This window comes from Enterobacter sp. ENT03, from assembly GCF_019218745.1.
Taxonomy (GTDB): domain Bacteria; phylum Pseudomonadota; class Gammaproteobacteria; order Enterobacterales; family Enterobacteriaceae; genus Enterobacter_D.
Map to the genome: position 1 here is coordinate 30,023 of NZ_JAHUXA010000014.1, position 21,583 is coordinate 51,605.

21 protein-coding genes are annotated in these 21,583 nt (G+C 56.1%); 6 read left to right on the plus strand and 15 right to left on the minus strand.

The features are described from left to right. The first annotated feature begins 271 nt into the window (after positions 1-271). From tsgA to KW828_RS16485, 6 genes are all read left to right on the plus strand, one after another. Positions 272-1,456 carry an MFS transporter TsgA gene (tsgA, locus tag KW828_RS16460; RefSeq protein WP_218337409.1) on the plus strand — a complete coding sequence of 395 codons (1,185 nt, stop codon included), beginning with the start codon at positions 272-274 and terminating at the stop codon, positions 1,454-1,456. Between the two features lie 304 nt (positions 1,457-1,760). Next, positions 1,761-4,304: a nitrite reductase large subunit NirB gene (gene nirB / locus KW828_RS16465; RefSeq protein WP_218337410.1), complete on the plus strand. Its 2,544-nt coding sequence runs from the start codon at positions 1,761-1,763 to the stop codon at positions 4,302-4,304. Continuing rightward, positions 4,301-4,627, plus strand: a complete 327-nt coding sequence (gene nirD / locus KW828_RS16470; protein WP_218337411.1) for a nitrite reductase small subunit NirD — start codon at positions 4,301-4,303, stop codon at positions 4,625-4,627. The genes nirB and nirD overlap by 4 nt, the downstream gene beginning before the upstream one ends. Positions 4,628-4,699: 72 nt before the next feature. Continuing rightward, positions 4,700-5,506, plus strand: a complete 807-nt coding sequence (nirC, locus tag KW828_RS16475) for a nitrite transporter NirC (RefSeq protein WP_218337412.1) — start codon at positions 4,700-4,702, stop codon at positions 5,504-5,506. A gap of 18 nt (positions 5,507-5,524) precedes the next feature. Beyond that, the gene (cysG, locus tag KW828_RS16480; protein WP_218337413.1) at positions 5,525-6,898 is read left to right on the plus strand and encodes a siroheme synthase CysG; all 1,374 of its coding nucleotides are present in this window, start codon (positions 5,525-5,527) and stop codon (positions 6,896-6,898) included. 198 nt (positions 6,899-7,096) lie between these two features. Next, positions 7,097-7,267 (plus strand): YhfL family protein, encoded by a 171-nt coding sequence (locus KW828_RS16485; protein WP_088220952.1) that lies wholly within the window; start codon positions 7,097-7,099, stop codon positions 7,265-7,267. Between the two features lie 50 nt (positions 7,268-7,317). On the opposite strand, the gene KW828_RS16490 is transcribed toward KW828_RS16485, so the two are convergent. The 15 genes from KW828_RS16490 to aroK all read right to left on the minus strand — a co-directional run bounded on the left by KW828_RS16490 (position 7,318) and on the right by aroK (position 21,354). Beyond that, positions 7,318-8,424 (minus strand): aminotransferase class I/II-fold pyridoxal phosphate-dependent enzyme, encoded by a 1,107-nt coding sequence (locus KW828_RS16490; RefSeq protein WP_218337414.1) that lies wholly within the window; start codon positions 8,422-8,424, stop codon positions 7,318-7,320. 10 nt (positions 8,425-8,434) lie between these two features. Continuing rightward, the gene (locus tag KW828_RS16495; protein WP_218337415.1) at positions 8,435-9,739 is read right to left on the minus strand and encodes a YhfT family protein; all 1,305 of its coding nucleotides are present in this window, start codon (positions 9,737-9,739) and stop codon (positions 8,435-8,437) included. 11 nt (positions 9,740-9,750) lie between these two features. After that, positions 9,751-10,104, minus strand: a complete 354-nt coding sequence (locus KW828_RS16500) for a DUF2620 domain-containing protein (RefSeq protein ID WP_218337416.1) — start codon at positions 10,102-10,104, stop codon at positions 9,751-9,753. A 10-nt stretch (positions 10,105-10,114) separates the two neighbouring features. After that, positions 10,115-10,993: a phosphotriesterase-related protein gene (locus KW828_RS16505; RefSeq protein ID WP_218337417.1), complete on the minus strand. Its 879-nt coding sequence runs from the start codon at positions 10,991-10,993 to the stop codon at positions 10,115-10,117. Then, positions 10,990-12,216 (minus strand): phosphopentomutase, encoded by a 1,227-nt coding sequence (locus tag KW828_RS16510; protein ID WP_218337418.1) that lies wholly within the window; start codon positions 12,214-12,216, stop codon positions 10,990-10,992. Before KW828_RS16510 ends, KW828_RS16505 begins: the two co-directional genes overlap by 4 nt. Beyond that, positions 12,216-13,379 carry a YhfX family PLP-dependent enzyme gene (locus KW828_RS16515; RefSeq protein ID WP_218337419.1) on the minus strand — a complete coding sequence of 388 codons (1,164 nt, stop codon included), beginning with the start codon at positions 13,377-13,379 and terminating at the stop codon, positions 12,216-12,218. Before KW828_RS16515 ends, KW828_RS16510 begins: the two co-directional genes overlap by 1 nt. Positions 13,380-13,462: 83 nt before the next feature. After that, positions 13,463-13,825 carry a PRD domain-containing protein gene (locus KW828_RS16520; protein ID WP_218337420.1) on the minus strand — a complete coding sequence of 121 codons (363 nt, stop codon included), beginning with the start codon at positions 13,823-13,825 and terminating at the stop codon, positions 13,463-13,465. Between the two features lie 10 nt (positions 13,826-13,835). Further along, a complete protein-coding gene (gene yhfZ / locus KW828_RS16525; RefSeq protein ID WP_218337421.1) occupies positions 13,836-14,741 on the minus strand; it encodes a GntR family transcriptional regulator YhfZ in 906 nt (301 codons plus the stop codon). A 175-nt stretch (positions 14,742-14,916) separates the two neighbouring features. Then, the gene (gene trpS, locus KW828_RS16530; protein WP_218337422.1) at positions 14,917-15,921 is read right to left on the minus strand and encodes a tryptophan--tRNA ligase; all 1,005 of its coding nucleotides are present in this window, start codon (positions 15,919-15,921) and stop codon (positions 14,917-14,919) included. Then, on the minus strand, positions 15,914-16,675 hold the full coding sequence (gene gph, locus KW828_RS16535) for a phosphoglycolate phosphatase (protein WP_218337423.1): 762 nt from the start codon (positions 16,673-16,675) through the stop codon (positions 15,914-15,916). Before gph ends, trpS begins: the two co-directional genes overlap by 8 nt. Next, the gene (gene rpe / locus KW828_RS16540; protein WP_218337424.1) at positions 16,668-17,345 is read right to left on the minus strand and encodes a ribulose-phosphate 3-epimerase; all 678 of its coding nucleotides are present in this window, start codon (positions 17,343-17,345) and stop codon (positions 16,668-16,670) included. Before rpe ends, gph begins: the two co-directional genes overlap by 8 nt. Positions 17,346-17,384: 39 nt before the next feature. Next, positions 17,385-18,197, minus strand: coding sequence for an adenine-specific DNA-methyltransferase (dam, locus tag KW828_RS16545; protein WP_218337425.1), 813 nt, complete (start codon positions 18,195-18,197; stop codon positions 17,385-17,387). A gap of 67 nt (positions 18,198-18,264) precedes the next feature. Then, positions 18,265-19,599 (minus strand): cell division protein DamX, encoded by a 1,335-nt coding sequence (gene damX / locus KW828_RS16550; RefSeq protein WP_218337426.1) that lies wholly within the window; start codon positions 19,597-19,599, stop codon positions 18,265-18,267. A 90-nt stretch (positions 19,600-19,689) separates the two neighbouring features. Further along, positions 19,690-20,778 carry a 3-dehydroquinate synthase gene (aroB, locus tag KW828_RS16555; protein WP_218337427.1) on the minus strand — a complete coding sequence of 363 codons (1,089 nt, stop codon included), beginning with the start codon at positions 20,776-20,778 and terminating at the stop codon, positions 19,690-19,692. A gap of 54 nt (positions 20,779-20,832) precedes the next feature. Continuing rightward, positions 20,833-21,354, minus strand: coding sequence for a shikimate kinase AroK (gene aroK, locus KW828_RS16560; protein ID WP_072571245.1), 522 nt, complete (start codon positions 21,352-21,354; stop codon positions 20,833-20,835). Between the last annotated feature and the right edge of the window lie 229 nt (positions 21,355-21,583).

Genomic DNA, 21,583 nt, shown 5'->3' on the forward strand with positions numbered 1-21,583 from the left:
CTAAACATAGAGCGGTAAAAGAGCGAGTGGGTTGATTCTAAAGAGGCGGTAGCCCACAGGCCAGCCTTTTACCTAATTTTACGAAATTGAAACAGTTGTAACCTCACAAATTTATGATAAATAACGGGTCAAAGTGTGAGCGATCTCATAATAAATACTGCAATAAGTTTCATATTCATTATTAAACATTTAAATGTATCACTTTATTGAATAAAATCTGCCCGTTCTCAGCGCTGTCAACGCGCTTTACACTTATATGCACAGGCCAGACATGACTAACAGCAACCGTATTAAGCTCACATGGATCAGCTTCTTCTCCTACGCCCTGACCGGCGCATTGGTGATCGTCACCGGGATGGTGATGGGAAATATCGCAGAATATTTTAATCTGCCGGTATCCAGTATGAGTAACACCTTCACCTTCCTGAACGCCGGGATCCTGATCTCTATCTTCCTGAACGCCTGGCTGATGGAAATCGTGCCGCTGAAAACCCAGCTGCGCTTCGGTTTTGTGCTGATGATCCTGGCCGTTGCCGGACTGATGCTGACCCACAGCCTGGCGCTGTTCTCTGCCGCCATGTTCGTGCTTGGTCTGGTCAGCGGCATCACCATGTCGATTGGTACTTTCCTGGTTACGCAGATGTACGAAGGACGCCAGCGTGGTTCACGCCTGCTGTTTACCGACTCCTTCTTCAGTATGGCCGGGATGATTTTCCCGATGGTCGCCGCTTACCTGCTGGCGCGCAGCATCGAATGGTACTGGGTTTACGCCTGTATCGGCCTGGTGTACGTCGCCATCTTCATTCTGACCATTGGTTGTGAATTCCCGGCGCTGGGCAAACATGCCGCACCGAGCGACAAGCCGGTAGTGAAAGAAAAATGGGGCATCGGCGTACTGTTCCTGTCCATCGCGGCGATGTGCTACATCCTCGGTCAGCTTGGCTTTATCGCCTGGGTACCGGAATACGTGAAAGGCATGGGCATGGACGTTAGCGCTCAGGGCAAACTGGTGAGTGATTTCTGGATGTCGTACATGGTCGGCATGTGGGCGTTCAGCTTCATCCTGCGCTTCTTCGATCTGCAACGCATTCTGACCATTCTGGCAGGCCTGGCTGCGGTACTGATGTACCTGTTCATCACCAGCGCGGCCGACCATATGGCGTGGTTTATCATGGCACTGGGCTTCTTCTCCAGCGCGATCTACACCACTATCATTACGCTCGGCTCGCAGCAGACTAAAGTGGCTTCACCGAAGCTGGTTAACTTTATTCTCACCTGCGGCACCATCGGCACCATGCTGACCTTTATCGTCACCGGCCCGATTGTTGCCCACAGCGGCCCGCAGGCGGCGCTGTTCACCGCGAATGCGCTGTACGCTGTGGTCTTCGTCATGTGCTTCGTGCTGGGCTTCGTGACTCGCCATCGTCAGCATGGCGTAACGGCAACTGCGCACTAATCTCTGCGCCCCTTTCCTCCCGGAGAGGGGCTTTTTTTTGCCCTGGTCCCCGCTTCAACATCGCTACTCCTTCCCTGAAAATTACGCCTGAACTTTAGGAGTAGACCGTTTTCTTAAAAACCCTGTTTTTTGCTCAGATTTTCCTCAAATCTGAAAAGCCTGACATTTCTTAGACTTATAAAAATCCCGTGAAATCAATCATCTACCCATTAAGTGGTAGGTAAAGGTGTAATTGATTTACATCAATAAACGCCGTTGCTGAATCGTTAAGGTAGGCAGTAATAGAAAAGAAATCGAGGCAAAAATGAGCAAAGTCAAACTCGCTATTATTGGTAACGGCATGGTCGGCCACCGCTTTGTTGAGGATCTTCTCGATAAAGCAGATGCCAGCCAGTTCGACATTACCATTTTTTGTGAAGAACCCCGTAAAGCCTACGATCGCGTTCACCTGTCTTCTTACTTCTCTCACCACACTGCTGAAGAGCTGTCGCTGGTGCGGGAAGGATTTTACGAAAAGCACGGCGTTAAGGTGCTGGTCGGCGAACGCGCTATCACCATTAACCGTCAGGAAAAGGTGATCCACTCCAGCGCAGGCCGCACGGTCTATTACGATAAACTGATCATGGCGACCGGCTCCTATCCGTGGATCCCGCCAATCAAAGGTTCTGATACGCAGGACTGTTTTGTTTACCGCACCATTGAAGACCTGAACGCCATTGAAGCCTGTGCCCGTCGCAGTAAACGCGGTGCGGTGGTTGGTGGCGGTCTGCTCGGTCTGGAAGCCGCAGGCGCGCTGAAAAACCTCGGCGTGGAAACCCATGTTATCGAGTTCGCGCCAATGCTGATGGCGGAACAGCTCGATCAGATGGGCGGCGAACAGCTGCGCCGTAAGATCGAAAGCATGGGCGTGCGTGTGCACACCAGCAAAAATACCCAGGAGATCGTGCAGGAAGGCGTTGAAGGCCGCAAAACCATGCGCTTCGCCGACGGCAGCGATCTGGAAATCGACTTTATCGTCTTCTCCACCGGTATTCGCCCGCGCGACAAACTGGCGACCCAGTGCGGCCTGGCGGTTGCGGCACGCGGCGGTATCGTGATTAACGACACCTGCCAGACGTCAGATCCGGACATCTACGCCATCGGCGAATGCGCCAGCTGGAATAATCGCGTCTACGGTCTGGTCGCGCCAGGCTACAAAATGGCGCAGGTGGCGGTTGACCATATCCTCGGCAATACCAACGCCTTTGAAGGGGCTGACCTCAGCGCCAAGCTGAAACTGCTCGGCGTGGACGTGGGCGGTATTGGCGATGCGCATGGCCGCACGCCAGGTGCGCGCAGCTACGTGTACCTCGATGAAAGCAAAGAAGTTTATAAACGTCTGATCGTAAGCCCGGATAATAAAACGCTGCTCGGCGCAGTGCTGGTGGGCGATACCAGCGACTTTGGCAACCTGCAACAGCTGGTGCTGAACGCCATTGAACTGCCGGAGAACCCGGACGCGCTGATCCTGCCCGCCCACGCAGGCAGCGGCAAACCGTCCATCGGCGTGGATAAACTGCCGGACAGCGCGCAAATCTGCTCCTGCTTCGACGTCACCAAAGGCATGCTGATCTCCGCCATCAATAAAGGCTGCCATACTGTCGCGGCGCTGAAAGCGGAAACCAAAGCCGGTACCGGCTGCGGTGGCTGTATCCCGCTGGTCACCCAGGTGCTGAATGCGGAACTGGCGAAACAGGGCATCGAAGTTAACCACAACCTGTGTGAACACTTCGCGTTTTCCCGTCAGGAGCTGTACCACCTGATCCGCGTGGAAGGCATCAAAACCTTCGACGAACTGCTGCACAAATACGGCAAAGGCTACGGCTGCGAAGTCTGTAAACCGACCATCGGCTCGCTGCTGGCCTCCTGCTGGAATGAGTACGTGCTCAAACCGCAGCACACGCCGCTCCAGGATACGAACGACAACTTCCTGGCAAACATCCAGAAAGACGGTACCTACTCGGTGATCCCGCGCTCGGCTGGCGGCGAAATCACGCCGGAAGGACTGATGATCGTTGGCCGTATCGCCCGCGAATTTAACCTGTACACCAAAATCACCGGCTCCCAGCGTATCGGCCTGTTCGGTGCGCAGAAAGATGACCTGCCGGAAATCTGGCGTCAGCTGATTGAAGCAGGCTTTGAAACCGGTCATGCCTATGCCAAAGCGTTACGCATGGCGAAAACCTGCGTCGGCTCGACCTGGTGCCGTTACGGCGTGGGCGACAGCGTGGGCTTCGGCGTGGAGCTGGAGAACCGTTACAAAGGCATCCGCACCCCGCACAAAATGAAGTTTGGGGTGTCCGGCTGTACCCGTGAATGTGCGGAAGCGCAGGGGAAAGACGTGGGTATCATCGCCACCGATAAAGGCTGGAACCTGTATGTCTGCGGTAACGGCGGCATGAAACCACGCCACGCCGACCTGCTGGCGGCGGATCTCGACCGCGATACGCTGGTGAAATATCTCGACCGTTTCATGATGTTCTACATCCGCACCGCCGACAAACTGACCCGTACCGCCCCATGGCTGGAAAATATGGAAGGCGGCATTGATTACCTGAAGAGCGTGATCATTGACGACAAGCTGGGCCTGAACGCCCAGCTGGAAGCGGAAATGGCCCGTCTGCGTGACGCGGTGATCTGCGAATGGACCGAAACCGTCAACGATCCGCAGGCGCAGGTGCGCTTCAGACACTTCATTAACAGCCCGCAGCGCGATCCGAACGTGCAGATCGTCCCGGAACGTCAACAGCATCGTCCGGCCACGCCTTATGAGCGTATTCCGGTGACCATGGTGGAGGAAACCGTATGAGCCAGTGGAACACTATCTGCAACATCGCGGACATCATTCCGCAGACCGGCGTGTGCGCGCTGGTGAATAATCAGCAGGTGGCCATTTTTCGCCCGCGTCAGGACGAAGAGGTTTTCGCCATCAGCAATATTGACCCATTTTTTGAAGCGAGCGTACTGTCGCGCGGGCTGATTGCCGAGCACAACGGCGACCTGTGGGTCGCCAGCCCGCTGAAAAAACAGCGTTTCCGTCTGCGGGATGGGCTGTGTATGGAAGATGAAAGCCACTCCGTCGCGCATTTCGAGGCGCGGGTCAAGGATGGCCAGGTGCAGGTACGCGGTTAAGCATTCAGGGAGGCCCATTGCCTCCCCTTTTTTACGTACGTTTTTCTATTTCAATACATTGGGATAATCACTATGTTTACCGACACCATTAATAAGTGTGCCGCGAACGCGGCGCGTATTGCCCGACTCTCGGCGCAAAACCCCCTCGGCTTCTGGATCAGCTCCGCCATGGCGGGCGCTTACGTGGGGCTGGGTATCATCCTCATTTTTACTCTCGGCAATCTGCTCGATCCCAGCGTTCGTCCGCTGGTGATGGGGGCAACCTTTGGCATTGCCTTAACGCTGGTGATCATTGCCGGTTCTGAATTATTCACCGGTCACACCATGTTCCTGACCTTTGGCGTGAAAGCGGGCACCATCAGCCACGGCCAGATGTGGACTATCCTGCCGCAAACCTGGCTCGGTAACCTGATTGGCTCGGTGTTCGTCGCGCTGCTCTATAACTGGGGTGGCGGCAGTCTGTTACCGCTCGATACCAGCCTTGTGCATACTGCGGCGCTGGCAAAAACCACCGCGCCTGCGGGCGTGCTGTTCTTCAAAGGCGCCCTGTGTAACTGGCTGGTTTGTCTGGCGATCTGGATGGCGGTACGCACTGAAGGCGCCGCGAAATTCCTTGCCATCTGGTGGTGTCTGCTGGCGTTTATCGCCTCCGGCTACGAGCACTCCGTTGCCAACATGACGCTGTTCGCGCTCTCCTGGTTTGGGCATCACAGTGATGCGTATACCCTCTCCGGAATCGGGCATAACCTCTTGTGGGTAACCCTCGGCAATACGTTATCCGGTGCCGTATTTATGGGTCTGGGTTATTGGTATGCTACTCCTCGCGCTGAACGCCCCGTTGCGGCGAAAGCGGCGCTCACGGAAACCCTGAGCCAATAAAAATAATGAGGTAATGTCGTGCACCATCTTCCCATCTTTTGTCAATTACACGGTCGCGACTGCCTGCTGGTCGGCGGTGGCGATGTCGCAGAACGTAAAGCCCGACTGCTGATGGAAGCCGGTGCACGGCTCACCGTTAACGCGCTGGCCTTTTCTCCCCAGTTTACCGTCTGGGCAAACGAAGGCATGTTGACGCTGGCGGCGGGCGAGTTTAACGACGCGCTGCTCGACACCACCTGGCTGGTGATTGCCGCCACTGACGATAACGACGTCAACCAGCGCGTCAGCGACGCCGCGGAAGCGCGTCGTATTTTCTGCAACGTGGTGGATGCGCCGAAAGAAGCCAGCTTTATCATGCCGTCCATTATCGATCGTTCGCCGCTGATGGTGGCGGTTTCTTCAGGCGGTACCTCGCCCGTGCTGGCACGTCTGCTGCGTGAAAAACTCGAAGCCGTGCTGCCGCAGCATCTGGGTCAGCTTGCGGGCTATGCCGGTAAACTGCGCGATCGCGTGAAAACGCACTTTAATAACGTGGGCGAGCGCCGCCGTTTCTGGGAAAAATTCTTTGTGAACGATCGCCTCGCGCAGTCGCTCGCTAATGACGATACCCAGGCCGTCAGCGACGTCACCGAACAACTGCTGAACGAGCCGCTGGATAAGCGCGGCGAAGTGGTGCTGGTGGGTGCCGGGCCGGGCGATGCCGGGCTGCTGACCTTGAAAGGCCTGCAACAGATCCAGCAGGCGGATGTGGTGGTCTATGACCGCCTGGTCTCCGACGACATTATGAATCTGGTCCGCCGCGATGCCGACCGCATCTTCGTCGGTAAACGCGCGGGTTACCACTGCGTCCCGCAGGAAGAGATCAATCAGATCCTGCTGCGCGCCGCGCAGTCCGGTAAGCGCGTCGTGCGTCTGAAAGGCGGCGATCCCTTTATTTTCGGGCGCGGTGGCGAAGAGCTGGAAACCCTGTGCCATGCGGGTATTCCCTTCTCGGTGGTACCGGGGATCACGGCAGCATCCGGATGTTCAGCCTATTCCGGCATCCCACTGACCCATCGTGATTATGCCCAGAGCGTGCGGCTGATCACCGGCCATCTGAAAACTGGCGGGGAACTGGACTGGGCCAACCTTGCGGCCGAAAAACAGACGCTGGTGTTTTACATGGGGCTGAACCAGGCCGCGACCATTCAGGCACAGCTGATCGCCCATGGTATGGAAAGCGATATGCCGGTAGCGCTGGTGGAGAACGGCACCTCGATTAAACAGCGTGTGGTGAGCGGTTCGCTCCATGAACTGGGTGAACTGGCCACCCAGGTGGCAAGCCCGGCGCTGATTATTGTCGGTCGCGTGGTGGCCCTGCGCGATAAGCTCAACTGGTTTTCAAACCATTGATAACCCCGGATAAAGCCAGCGCCGTCTGGCTTTATTACTGTTTCGCCTGCTTTACCAGTCCGGCTTCGGACTAAGCGATCACCTTAAAATTCAATATAATCATGCAGTTATAATTGACGATGTAAATATTGCGCCTTGCAAATATCCACCGCAATTATGAAAAACTCGCTGATTACTCTGAATGACAAGGAAGATCGAATGAAGAAGATCGTTAAAATCGCTGTGCTGTTTGCAGCAGTCGCTACCCTCTCCGCCTGTACGGGTCACGTGCAGAATAAAGCCAACAACTGTAGCTATGACTACCTGCTGCATCCGGCTATTTCTATTTCTAAAATCATCGGCGGCTGCGGCCCGGCGGCCGCACAGTAATCGTTTAATTACACTTGCGCCGATAAAAACCGGGGAAAACCCCGGTTTTTTTACGTCCGCATTTGCCCGGCGATAGCCTGCGTGATGCTCTCGTGCAAAATACGCAGCACCGTTTCTTCGCCGCTGCGGTTTGGGTTAATGCGGATCGCTGCGTGCGCAAGTTCGGGTTTTGCCTCGCGGAACGTGCCCGAAAGCCGGTAAAACAGCGGCGGAATTTCATACTTCGACTCCGCGCCAACCGGATACGGCAACGCGCCGCGTTTTTGCGCCTCAATCAGCACCGCCTGCGCAATCGGCTGATGAAACTCAACGATAAGCACTTTTGACTGCGCATTCGCCAGCACCGCCTGTTTCACCTCCGGGATACGCCCGCTGTTCAGCAGCGTGAGCAAACGCTCGCTCACCCCCGCCTGCACCGCATGCATCACGGGCGCGAAAACCAGACCGCGCAGGACGTCCAGCGCCTGCGGTCCCTGGATCTGGCTGCCGCCGGAATAAAGCGTCGAGCGGATGCGGGCGATAGCGTCTGCTTGTCCTGTCACCGCCCCGACACCTTCCGGCCCGAACAGCTTAAAGCAGGAGAATGTCGACAAGGTCGCCCCGCATTCACAGCCAATACGATCGACTTTCATTACCGCGTAGTTGTCATCGGTCAGCGTTGGCACTCCGTGCTGCGCCAGCATCGCCAGGATCTCCGCCAGACAATAGCTGTCCTGCGGTTGCTGACGCGTATGCTGCACCAGCGCGGCATGGGGACGGTGCTCAGTAATGGCCTGTTCTGTTGCCGCCAGGTCATTAAAATCTGCCGTGATCAGCGCGATCCCCATCTGCTCGATAATCACCCGCGAGGTGGGATAAACCGGCGCATCGTGTACCAGCAGGCGCTGGCCGGGCCTGAGCAAGGCGGCAAGCGCAGCGCGGATCGCCCCGGTCCCTGCGCCTTGCACCAGTACAGCGGCTTCAGCATGAAAGGCCTCGGCCAGCACGTTTTCCACACGTTGCGTTATGCGTGGCTGATTCAGCCCCGGACTCAGCCCCAGATCGCCACCGGCGAGGAAATCCGCGCCGGGGAAATGACGGCAAATGGTATCCACCAGCGCAAACTGCTTTTGCTGCGCCTCGGCAAGCGACAGGCTTTGCAGTGGAAACGTCTTCATGTTTGCCTCCTCAGGCGGGAATGAACAATCCCGCCCAGTAGAGAATATTCAGCACAATGCCGGTGATCATCACCGCGACCACCGGGGCCGCCATTTTCTGCACCGGACGGCCAAGTGATTCGTTGAGGAAATAGATCGCCACCGCAATAGAGAAGCCGGTGTAGCCCGCCATTTTGATGGCGGCAAAGATGGAACCGACCAGCAGCGCCATTTCCATCAACATATTCATGGCATTGCGAATATTATCCGAGGCGTTACGGACAGACGGATAGCGCCCAAGCCATTTGCCGATCGAGCGCAATAGCAGCACTTCTGCGGAAATCACCACTGCGCCGAGAATGGCCGCCAGCCAGGGGTTGGGCGCCAGGTAACCGACGGCATACACAAAGGTAAAGCCTGCCACCGCATAGACGCCCGTCGCCAGCGCGGTGGTGGCAATCATCGGCACAAAACCCAGCCCGCGCATCAGTTCCGCCAGCGCCGCCTGATTGACCAGCGTCTGCGACTGCTCCGGTGTGATGCCGGCGGAATACGCTTTCTCCAGAGTAAAAATGGACACCTCGCTGCCGGCGAAGATCTTCATGCTGGCAACGGCGGCGATCAGCGCCCCGACAATGGCGATATAGGGCAGGTTTTTAATAATGCGTGACGTGCGTTCCTCGAAGACCGACAACCCGCTGGTATCAAGCTCCTCGCCGCCCCGTTGACGCAGGTCGTGGGTAATGGCGATGGCCAGCAGCATCAACATGCCGATGAAAATCTCAATCGATTCCGGATTGAGATGCGGGAAGTAACGCACCACCAGCACGCGGGTCATCAGTACCACTACGGCAGCCAGCAAGCTGTGCTTCCACCCAAACTGGTAAAAGATCGCCACCAGCGGAAAAAGAGCGAAGGCGGAAACCACCGGCGAGCTGAGTTCGCCGAGGCTCCCCAGCACATCCACAGGCAATGCCGTCAGCAATTGGTTAACTGGCAGCAGGCAGGTCAGCAGCAGCACACCCCAGACAGCGCCCAGGCCAAACGCCAGCAGACTGTTTGCCGCCAGCACGCCGAGAATATCCGTCGGCAGGAACAGCAGCCACGCATTGAGCAGACCCGTCTTGAGAGTGAAGGAGATGCCCACCGAGGCCACAAAGCCGATACTCAGGCCGAAGGCGATGCTCCCCGCTTCACGACGGTTCATATAGCCTTCAATCAGCTGCGGCAGAATGGGCCGGATACCGTCATGAAAAACGGCGGCCGAGCGGTGCGCCAGCAGCGACGTCATTCCCGTCAGACAGGCCACCACGATAATCTGAATATACAGATCCATAATCCGCCCTTTTATTTCAGATGGTTAATCAGCATCGGGATCGCATGCTCAACATGCTCAACGGAGAGGCCAAATGCCACCTTCCCTTCCGCGACCATTTTGGCGATATGCTCGTCTTTCGCTTTGATGCCAGGCTTCGCGATGGTGCAGCTTTTGTTGTAGCCAATCACCGCGATGGCAATCGACAACGCCGCCCCTGCGCCGGTGTTACAGGCACCAATGTAATAATCCAGTTGTCCGGCTTTCACCTTCATCGCCGCGTCCATGTCGTTATGGATGGACACCTCAAAGCAGCCGGGAGCCGCTGTTTCGATGGTCTTTTTAATCTGCTCACGCTGTAAGCCAGCAACGCCAATCTTTTTCATGGGTCGGTCCTTATTGGAAAAATTGTGAGGGGTTATCGCGCAACATGATGTCCACATCGGTCTGTGAGAATCCGGAATGGCGCAGCTGTGGGATAAAAGAGGTCAACAGATAGCCGTAGCCAGTGCCGCCATTGGCTTTTAAATGGGAACGGCGGGTAATGTCCATCGAGAGCATGACGCGGTTAAGTAACCCGCGATCGCGCAGCGCGTGCAGCATGCCGATGCGCTTTTCGTCCGGGTAGTAGTTGTTCTTGCCGATGGTATCGAACTGCACATACGCGCCCAGATCGATCATACGTAAGATGTTGTCGAGATTATCTTTCAGATCGCAGTGGCCGACGACCACGCGGGACAGGTCGACGCCCTGCGCTTTCAGCAGCGCCAGTTGCTCAAGCCCCATGGTACTGAAAGAGGTATGGGTCGAGATGGGGCATCCGGTTTCGTTGTGCGCCCGCGCGGCGGCGATAAACACTTTTTCCTCACGCGGGGTGATCGCCCCTTCGCTGGAGCCAATCTCGGCAATGATGCCCGCTTTTAGCGCGGTGCCGTCAATACCGATAACAATCTCATCCACCATCTCCTGCGCCAGTTGCGCCACGCTATGGGTGGTGACGTGTTCCGGGAAAAACGCATCCTGGTAATACCCGGTGCAGGCCACCACGTTCATTCCGCTATCGCGCATAATGTCCAGCAAAAACTGGGGGTTACGGCCCATATAGCGGTTGGTCATCTCAATAATATTACTCACGCCTGCGGCCCGCAGATCGCGCATCTCCTGGCAAATCAGATCGTACTGATCCAGGCGGCAGTCGAGATTATTCTTGAAGCCGGAGAGATCAATATGCAGATGCTCATGGGCGTAGGTGTACCCCGTCGGATCAAAATTCATCGCGCGTCTCCTGTCAGTGGCAGTGCCGAAAGAAATGAAGTGCCGTTTTGCGGCAGCGCCGCGCCGAAAAATTCACAGACTGTCGCCCCGACATCGGACAAAGTGGGGCGCACGCCCAACCGGGCGGGCGTCATCCCCGGCTGATACACCAGCACTGGCACCACTTCGCGGGTGTGATGGCTGTGGCCAATGGTCGGATCGTTACCGTGATCGGCCATGACGATCAGACAGTCTTCCTGCGTCATTGCCGCCATCAGTAGCGCAAGGTTGCGATCGACGAGCTGCAGGCGGTCAGCGTAACGGTCAACATCTTCGGCATGACCGGCGAGATCGGTTTCCTGAATATTGGTGCAGATGAACACCGCGGGATGCGTGTTAAATTCCTCGAGCGTGAGGTCCATGATGCGCTGGCTGTCCACCAGGTTTTGCCAGCTGCGGCCGTGTGGATTACTGACAATATCCGCCACTTTGCCCACCAGAACGGTGGAGATACCTGCCTCATGCAGCTTTTGCGGCACCTGTACCTGGCCATCCACGCCATAACCCATATGCATCACCTGAAAGCCCTTTTCATAGGCACCGGAGCGCGGCGCATTGATGCCGATAAAGCGCGCGTCTTTTGTCTCTACCGCGTCCAGAATGCGCTGGCTGTCAGCGAGTTGCCCGCCAAAGGCGATGACGCGCCCCACCTGCACGTGCTCACGCACCACGCGCCCGATTTTCTGCACCTCGGCAAAAGGGATGACCGAAAGATTGGCCGTCACGTTGTAGACCTGGCCTGCATCCGCTTCGAGGTTATCGCCCACCGCTACCGCCTGGTTGACCCACAGAAACGCCAGATCGCCACCGCGCCGTTCAACCTGCCAGCCTGCGTCTTTCAGCGCGCGCTCGACGTTATCTATCACCCGGCTAAACGGCATGCGCAGCGGTGCCTGCGGACGGGTGCCCAAAATTTCCTGATGCCCCATAAAGGTATCGCCGCCTTCGTGCTGCAATTCTGCAACACCCCATACCGCACACTCAGAAGGCTTCATTACCCCTGGCGTATAGCCCAGCGCATTGATAAGTCCCAGTTTTTCCAGCGTCGGCAGCGATAAGTGCGGCAACCGCGCAAGGATATGCCCGCAGGTATTCGCGCCCGCATCCTGTGGCCTTACCTGCGCCACATCGTTCATTGCACCGACGCCAAAGCTGTCGATAACCAACACCACACATCGCGCCATCACTCCTCCAGAACGTTTCCGAGACTGTCGTAACGGGCGACAATGTGCGCCGCGCCGCGCTGAATACCCGACACCAGCACTACATCGCTGCGCGTCACGAAGATCTGCGTACGGAAGCAGAACACCACCGCACTGCCCACCGGGTGCTCGCCCGCCAGCGGCAGGTAATAATCGATACTGCTGTCATCAACGCGCTTTAGCGTCGTCGCCACCGGCGTGTCAGTGCCGGGCGTGAAGATCAGCGCGTTTTGCGCATGGCCGCGACGGTAATAACCACCGCCATAGCAGTAACTGTCGCCACGAAAATGGTGCGAAATTTCGCTCAGCCAGAGCATGGCGATACGTTCAGGCTGATCGCCCTGTTGATTGGCAGGCAGGGTGCCGGTCAGCGCATGTCCCGGCTCGGCATGGGTGACGCCGTATTTCGCCAGCAGCGGTAACGAGGCGCAGCTACTGGCCGAGGGCGCGTTAAGTTGTTCAATGGCGATCCCCGCGTCGGCCAGTTGCTGTCGGGCAGCGACCAGCGTGTGCATATTCGGCGTCGGCACCGTCTGCGCGGAGTGCTCATCCCACAGCAGGCAGGGAAAATGCGTTAACCCGCTCAGGTGCAGACCGGGGAGACGGCGTATTTCAGCCGCCACCGCCGTCAGACTGCTCAGTGCAAAGCCGCTCTCCTGACCCGGATAGAGGAAATCATCCTCGCCGTAGACCTTAAGCATCACTTTCTGCTCACGGCCCGCCTGTACGGCGGCTGCTGATACTTCACGCGCTTTTTCCAGCGAATAGAGCGTGATGACATCCGTTCCCTGCGCCACTGCATCGTTGACCTGTCGGGAGGGGATCTGCACCAGGTGCCCCTGATGCGCCACCGGCAGTCCGGCGCGGCGCATTACACGGCTCTCTTTGTAATCGACGACCACAATACCGGCGTATCCCAGTTGCAGGAGCTTCTCCGCCAGCCAGGGATTACGCCCAAGCTGCTTGGTCATCAGATAGAGCGCAATGCCCTGCTCCCGCGCCACTGTCAGCAGACGTCGGCCATTTTCCATCACCTGATCGACATCAATAACCCAGCTGTCCGGGGCAATTTTTCCCTGCTGCCAGAGATCGACTGCGGCTGCGATCAGCGCAGGATTCTGGCGTTTTAGTGCATGTATAAACATCGGTGTGCCTCGTTTCTGATCCGTCGGCTAAATATTCATTTTTCTGAATATTTAAGGTGCAATACCCCAGTCTTCCCTTTACTTCAGACGCCCTCTTGCGCCGCCATCCATAATCCATACAGATTCGCCAGCAGATAGCCCTCTTCACTGGCATGAAGCGTGACATCGCACTCTTTCAGCAAGGCCTGATGCGCCTGCATGATGGCCGGCCAGAAAGGCGATTGCGCCATTTCTGCCAGCAGTTCGCTATCCAGCGGTTCAACAACGTCGCCCCGGCGGCTGCGCATGAGCGCGCTCGCCATATGGGTTATCGCCATTGCGCCCTGCTCAGTGTGCACCGGCAGATGCCACTCCGTGTCCAGCCGCCTGACAATACGCCGCATGCTGCTGCAAATGGGTTGGTCGATAACCCCCGCTTCGCACAGTAGATTAAGTCTGTTTTCCATAGATTCGCCTTTAATAACTCGGTTCCTGTTCGCCGTTTGCTACACGCTGCTGATGGGCAAGCAGCGCCTCTTTATTGACCATGGCGCGCAGCAGTTGCAGCATCGGGTAATCTTCTGCGCGGATGAGCACCACGGCTTCCGTGGCCTGTAAGAAACGCGGATCGCGTGTCAGTGGCGTGGCTTCGAGTCCCAGAACGGCCAGCTCGGCTTCTGCCGCCACGTTCCAGATCACGGCATCCACGTCACCTTTCGCAATACGCTGCAGGCTTTCGTGATAGGGCAGATCAATCAGTTCTACATCCTGACCGCCAAAACAGGCGTCGGTCATGATTTTCTGATCCGCCGAATGGTTATCCAGCCCGACGCGCTTCACGCTAGCTGACTCTCCCTTGCGGCAGATAAGCTGATGTTCGCCGACGTAGGTATGAGGTCCCAGCGCCAGCGCGATACGTAAGCCGTCCTGCGCCAGATAGCTTTCCGCCGCCAGTCGGGACACGACGGCCATGTCATACACGCCGTTAAGCAGGCACTCGACGCGAATATCTGCTCCGCGCATGTGTGCGTAATAAAACGGGATACCGTCGAACTGCGCTTTCAGCCCGCTCGCCAGCCCTTCATACAGGCGGGTATAGGGCAGCGGCATTGCACAGACGACGTTGTTAATATCCACATGCTTCAGCAAGGTACGGTTATCCATCTCGACCAGATAACTGCCGTTACGGCCGCGTCGTTCAATACGGATGGCACCCGATGATTCCAGGGTTTTCAGCGCCGCCTGAGTTAGTCCCACGGAGGAATGGCATTCGCTTGCCAGTTCATCGATAGTTTTCAGTCGGTTACCGCACTTCTCACCCAGCAGGTAACGGGCCAGGGTAGTCAGTACTACCCCCTCTTTCTTGATAAATGTTCGACGCATAATTAATTTTCATTAAATTGAATATTTATATTTTCATTAAAATGAAGATATGGAGCAAGCGAGGAATGTGGAAACGGCGAGGCGCTTCACAATTTTTGTATTATGGATGGGATAACGGAGAGAAAAAGGTTCCGGATAGACACCGGATGGCGACGCCATCCGGCATTAACATCAGTTACGGCTTCGCGACGAAACCAATTGCTTCGTACACTTTTTTCAGCGTCACAGCGGCATGGGCGCTGGCTTTTTCCGCCCCTTCGCGCATGATTTTTTGCAGGAAAGCTTCATCATTGCGGTAACGGTGATAGCGTTCTTGTAACTCGGTCAGCATAGTGGATACGGCTTCTGCCACTTCACCCTTCAGATGACCATACATTTTGCCTTCGAAATGCTGCTCCAGCTCCGGGATGCTCTTACCGGTCACGGCAGAAAGAATATCCAGCAGGTTGGAAACGCCCGCTTTGTTCTGCACGTCATAGCGCACTACTGCCGGCTCGTCGGAGTCGGTCACGGCGCGTTTGATCTTCTTCACTACCGACTTCGGATCTTCCAGCAGGCCGATAACGTTGTTGCGGTTATCGTCGGACTTGGACATTTTCTTCGTCGGCTCAAGCAGGGACATCACGCGCGCGCCGGATTTCGGAATAAAAGGTTCCGGCACTTTGAAGACGTCGCCGTAAATGGCATTGAAGCGCTGTGCAATATCGCGGCTCAGCTCAAGGTGCTGCTTCTGATCTTCGCCCACTGGCACCTGGTTGGTCTGATACAGCAGAATATCAGCGGCCATCAGCACCGGATAATCGAACAGACCGGCGTTGATGTTCTCGGAATAGCGCGCTGACTTGTCTTTGAACTGCGTCATGCGGCTTAACTCACCGAAATAGGTGTAGCAGTTCAGCGCCCAGCCCAGCTGCGCATGCTCCGGCACGTGAGACTGTACGAAGATGGTACTTTTTTCCGGATCGATACCGCATGCCAGATAGAGCGCCAGTGTGTCGAGGGTGGCTTTACGCAGCTTTTCAGGATCCTGGCGGGCGGTGATGGCATGCAGGTCAACGATGCAGTAAATGCAGTGATAATCATCCTGCATACCTACCCACTGACGCAGCGCACCCATATAGTTACCGATGGTCAGTTCACCTGAAGGCTGTGCGCCACTAAATACGATGGGCTTAGTCATGATTTTCTTCCTGATCCTCGCGGTGCTTGAGCCCGAGCACGGGCAGTAAATCGTTAAAGCGGTCGAACACGTGATCCGGCTCGCTAAGCGTAATGGCTTCACCGTAGTTGTAGCCGTAAGTCAGGCCAACAGAGCAACAGCCTGCGGCACGTGCCGCCAGAATATCATTGCGGGAATCGCCGACAAAGAGCAACGCCTGCGGTTCGATGCCCAGTTTTTCCGCCACCAGCAGTAACGGCTCCGGGTGCGGTTTTTTGTTTTTAACGTCATCGCCGCCAATCACCACGCTAAAGAAACGGGCAATATTAAGCGCCTCCAGCAGCGGGGCGACAAAAGGCGTCGGCTTGTTGGTGACCAGCGCCAGCGGCATGCCCTGCGCCTGTAGCGCGGCAAGCGTCTGTTCAACACCGGGGAACAGGAAACTGCCCTCTTCCACGACATCAGCGTAATAACGATCGAACAGTTTACGCAGCATGCGCGCCTGTTCGTCTTCCGGAATATCGGCGTGGTCAACCGCGGGCTTACCCATTGATGAGCGTAAAACCGCACGCTCCTGGCGGGCCCAGCTTAGCGCGCGCTGCATCAGCACGTCGGCCCCGTTACCAATCCACGTGATCACACGCTCTTCCCCCGCCTGCGGCAGTTCGAGCGCATACAGCGCCATATCTACCGCATGGGTTAAGCCCGGCGCGCTGTCAACCAGCGTGCCGTCGAGGTCAAATGCGACGCCCCGGATGTCCTGCTTCTTATTCATGGCCGACCTTTGCGAGTTCACTGCGCATTTCATCAATAACCTGTTTGTAATCGGGCGTATCGAAAATCGCTGAGCCTGCGACGAACATATCTGCACCGGCAGCGGCGATGTCGCGAATATTGCTCGCCTTCACGCCGCCGTCCACTTCCAGACGAATATCACGGCCAGAGGCATCAATACGGCGACGCACTTCGCGCAGCTTATCCAGCGTCTGCGGAATAAATGACTGGCCGCCAAAGCCGGGGTTGACGGACATCAGCAGGATCACGTCCAGCTTATCCATCACATAATCGAGGTAGCTCAGGGAGGTCGCCGGATTAAATACCAGCCCGGCCTTACAGCCGTGTTCTTTGATCAGTTGCAGCGTGCGGTCCACGTGCTCGGACGCTTCAGGATGAAAGGTGATAATACTCGCGCCCGCTGCGGCAAAATCCGGCACCAGTCTGTCGACCGGTTTCACCATCAGATGCACGTCAATCGGGGCGGTGATGCCGTAATTGCGCAGGGATTTCAACACCATCGGACCCATGGTCAGGTTCGGCACATAATGGTTATCCATCACGTCAAAATGCACCACATCACCACCGGCTGCCAGCGCTTTCGCGGTATCTTCACCCAGGCGGGCAAAATCAGCCGACAGAATCGAAGGGGCTATTAAATACTGTTTCATCCGCATCTCCTTAGAGGTTTTAGCGGCGGGCGAAACGGCTCAGGGGCGATACAGAGCCAGCAGTTCGTCCACCTTTTTACGTGTGCCGCCATTACTGCTTATGCTGCGCCGCACTTTTAACAAGTACATCTCTGCCTGACTGTACCACTCACGGGTTAACGACGTATCGTGATTGGAGATCAGCACCGTGATCTGCTCTTTCTGCAGATTTTCCGCCAGCTTCGCCAGATGCGCCTGCTGTTCCAGGCTGAAGCTGTTGGTGTGATAGGCGGTAAAGTTAGCGGTAGAGGTCAGCGGTGCGTAAGGCGGATCGCAGTACACTACCGAATCTTTGGTGGCGCGCGCCATGCTGTCCGCATACGTCTCACAGTAGAAAAACGCGTTCTGCGCTTTCTCGGCAAAGTGATACAGCTCCGCTTCCGGGAAGTAGGGCTTCTTATAGCGACCAAAAGGCACATTGAACTCACCGCGTAAATTGTAGCGGCACAGGCCATTGTAGCCATGGCGATTCAGATACAGGAACAGCACCGCCCGACGCAAGGTATCGCGGCACTGATTAAACTCAGCGCGCAGCTGGTAGTAAACCTCGGCCTGATTGGTTTGCGGAACAAAGAGTTCCCGCGCGTTCTGCACATACTCATCGGTACGGGTCTTCACGATGTCGTAGAGGTTAATCAGATCGCTGTTAATGTCGGCAAGGATATAACGAGAAAAGTCGGTATTGAGAAATACCGACCCGGCACCTACAAACGGCTCAATCAGGCACTCGCCTTCCGGCAAGTGCTTTTTGATGTCGTCGAGCAGGGGGTACTTGCCCCCTGCCCATTTCAGAAAAGCGCGATTCTTTTTCATGCTGACTGACTAATTACACCTTCTCCGGCTGTGGAGAAAGCTCCGACAGCAACCTGCGCTTTAATCATTATTTGAGATCGGCCTGCACCTGGTGCACTGGCTTCGCCCATGGGTTTTTCGCCTGAACATCGGCTGGCAACGTTGCCACGGCGCGTTTAGCTTCTTCTTTCGAAGCATACACACCGCTCACCAGCACATACCACGGCTGACCGTTGCGGGAGGTCTGATAAACCACGTAGTTTTTCAGATTCTCTTTCTTCGCCCAGGCGTTCAGGTTGTTGGAGTTGGAAGAACTGCTCAACTGCAACGTGTAATGACCGGACGGCGCAGATTTTAACGCACTCACGTTACCCGTGGTTCCCCCCGTCGTTGCGGCAGGCGCTGCGGATTTCGCCGGCGTGCCCGCTGCTGGCGCGGTAGTGGTAGCCGTCGCTGCAGGGGCAGCAGAGGTTGTCGGCGCGGGCTTAGCCGGTGTGCTGGCCGTTGCTTTCGGTGCTGTGCTGGTTGCAGCCGGGGTTTTCGCCGGTGCGGCAATAACGGTTTCCGAACGCTTCGGCTGAACCGGCACGGCTTTCGGCGCCGTTTGCGGTTTGCTTTGCGATTTCGGCTCAATGACCGCCTGCTTGCGCTCGGTGGTGCGCGGCGCGGTCTGACGTTCCGCCGTATCGGTGGTCTGACGCGGTGCGGCAGCGCCATTACGCAGCGGAGCCACCGTTGCCGGTTCCGTCGGCAGCGTAGAGTTTACCGCCACGTTATTAAGCTGATCCTGATTTTGCGGCTGGGTCAGCGCGTTGTTCAGATCACCCTGCACTTCCACACGCTGCTGGCCTTCCGGCGTAGCGGCAGTTTGCGCCTGCGTCGGCGTAGACGAAATCGGCGGCAGAGAAACATCCTGCTGGTTGCCCGCCGTCTGCTCAGCAGAGGTGGTGCCAGGGGCAGGTTGCGTTGCGTTAGCCTGGTCGGCGGCATTACTGGTGGTGTTGCTGCCAGCCAGATCGATATTTTTCTCAGTGGACGCCGTCTGCTCGCTGTTGTTTTTGCTTACCGGCGATTTCAGCGCGGAGCCGATACCGACGATTAACAGCAACAGCACCAGGATGCCCAGGCCAATCATCATATACTGACGAGAAGCGGGTTTAGCGGCGGCGGCTTTTTTGCGATTGCGCGGACGGCGCGTATCGCGCGGCTCATCCACAGAGGCGTCTTCTTCCTCGTACTCCTCGTATTCCTCGTCTTCACGCGGCTTACGGGATCGCGAAGGACGGCGATCGTCTGCATCCAGATCGACATCATCGAAATTGATTTGCGGTTCACTGTCACGATCAGAAGATTGACGGGAACGACCAGTACGACGATCGCTGGGATCGGGTTTCAGCTCGTCTTCTGGTTTATATTCATCCATTTAACACCCCACTCATAGGCTTATGCTTACCACGTGCATATCGCCCGAAGTTAAAACGCCACGGCTGGCGCGGCCAGACCTTTCTAATTGTTACGCTTGCTGGCAATCCGCAATGGCGCCAAGTACAACATCATGCGGAACGCCGCCGCGAACTTCACTTTTACCGATGGCAAGCGGGAGCACTAAGCGCATCTCGCCCGCCAGCACTTTCTTGTCGCGCATCATATGAGGCAAATAGGCCTCGCGGGACATCTCTTGCGGGCCGTTGACCGGAAGGCCGGCACGCTTGAGCAGCGTAATAATACGTTGTGTATCCTGCTGGTCGAACTGCCCGAGACGTTCTGCCACGCGCGCAGCCATTACCATACCCGCAGCGACAGCCTCACCATGCAGCCAGTTACCGTAGCCCATTTCAGCTTCGATAGCATGACCAAAGGTATGCCCCAGGTTCAGTAAAGCACGTAAGCCGGTTTCGCGCTCGTCAGCCGCCACAACTTCGGCTTTTAACTCGCAGCAGCGGCGAATACAGTACGCCATCGCCGGCCCGTCCAGACGCAGCAATGCATCCAGGTTATCTTCCAGCCAGATAAAGAATTCGCGGTCAAGAATGATGCCATATTTAATGACTTCAGCCAGACCAGAGGAGAGTTCACGCGCAGGCAAAGTAGACAAGCAGTCGAGATCCACCACCACCGAAGCGGGCTGGTAGAACGCGCCAATCATGTTTTTGCCAAGAGGATGGTTAACCGCCGTTTTGCCGCCAACGGAGGAATCGACCTGCGAAAGCAGCGTGGTCGGCACCTGAATGAAGCGAACGCCGCGCTGATAGCTGGCTGCCGCAAACCCGGTAAGATCGCCCACTACACCGCCGCCCAGGGCGACCAGCGTCGTGTCGCGGCCATGAGGTTTTTGCAACAAGGCGGTGAAGACCGTATCGAGCACTGCCAGGCTTTTAAATTGCTCGCCGTCAGGCAGAACAACGCTATCCACGTTCACACCCGTCTGTTCGAGAACACGACGGATCTTATCGAGATACAGCGGAGCCAGTGTCTCGTTGGTGACCAGCATAACCTGATCACCGGACTTCAGAGGCAAGAAGGAAGCTGGATCGTTGAACAAGCCAGCCGCGATGGTGATAGGGTAACTACGTTCCCCGAGAGTGACGTTTATCCTCTCCATGACGCGACATCCACCTTAGTTGCTAAAACCCGAGGGCTTACGTTTAGCCAGAAATCAGTTGCTTTCCAGCATATTAATAATCTGGTTTGCGACCACTTTAGCGCTCTGGTCGTCAGTGCGAATGGTGACGTCAGCAATCTCTTCATACAGAGGGTTGCGTTCGTTCGCCAGCGCTTCCAGTACTTCACGCGGTGGTGTATCCACTTGTAACAGTGGGCGTTTTTTGTCACGTTGAGTACGAGCTAATTGCTTTTCGATAGTGGTTTCCAGATAAACCACTACGCCACGGGCGGAGAGACGATTACGGGTTTCGCGTGATTTCACAGAGCCGCCGCCAGTTGCCAGCACAATACCCTGTTTTTCAGTCAGCTCATTGATGACTTTTTCTTCGCGATCGCGGAAACCATCTTCACCTTCTACATCGAAGACCCAGCCCACATCAGCTCCGGTTCGTTTCTCAATCTCTTGATCAGAATCGTAAAATTCCATATTGAGTTGTTGAGCTAACTGACGCCCAATAGTGCTTTTGCCGGCACCCATAGGCCCAACCAGAAAGATATTGCGTTTCTCTGCCATTTTTTCGGTACTACTAAGACTATTCGTTAATGATAAACCCGCTTCGCAGACACACAACGCCGCAGGACATGAACTGAAACCTCATATGGTGAGTTCGAGAATCAGACTGAAAATTATCTCAATACTCCGGCTTGTTTGGCAACTGAATAAATCACCAATCCTTCACAGAGGTCAATTGAGGTGTGTCAGGACTATCTGACGCTCAAATCGGTACTCCTTGTAAGCTAAT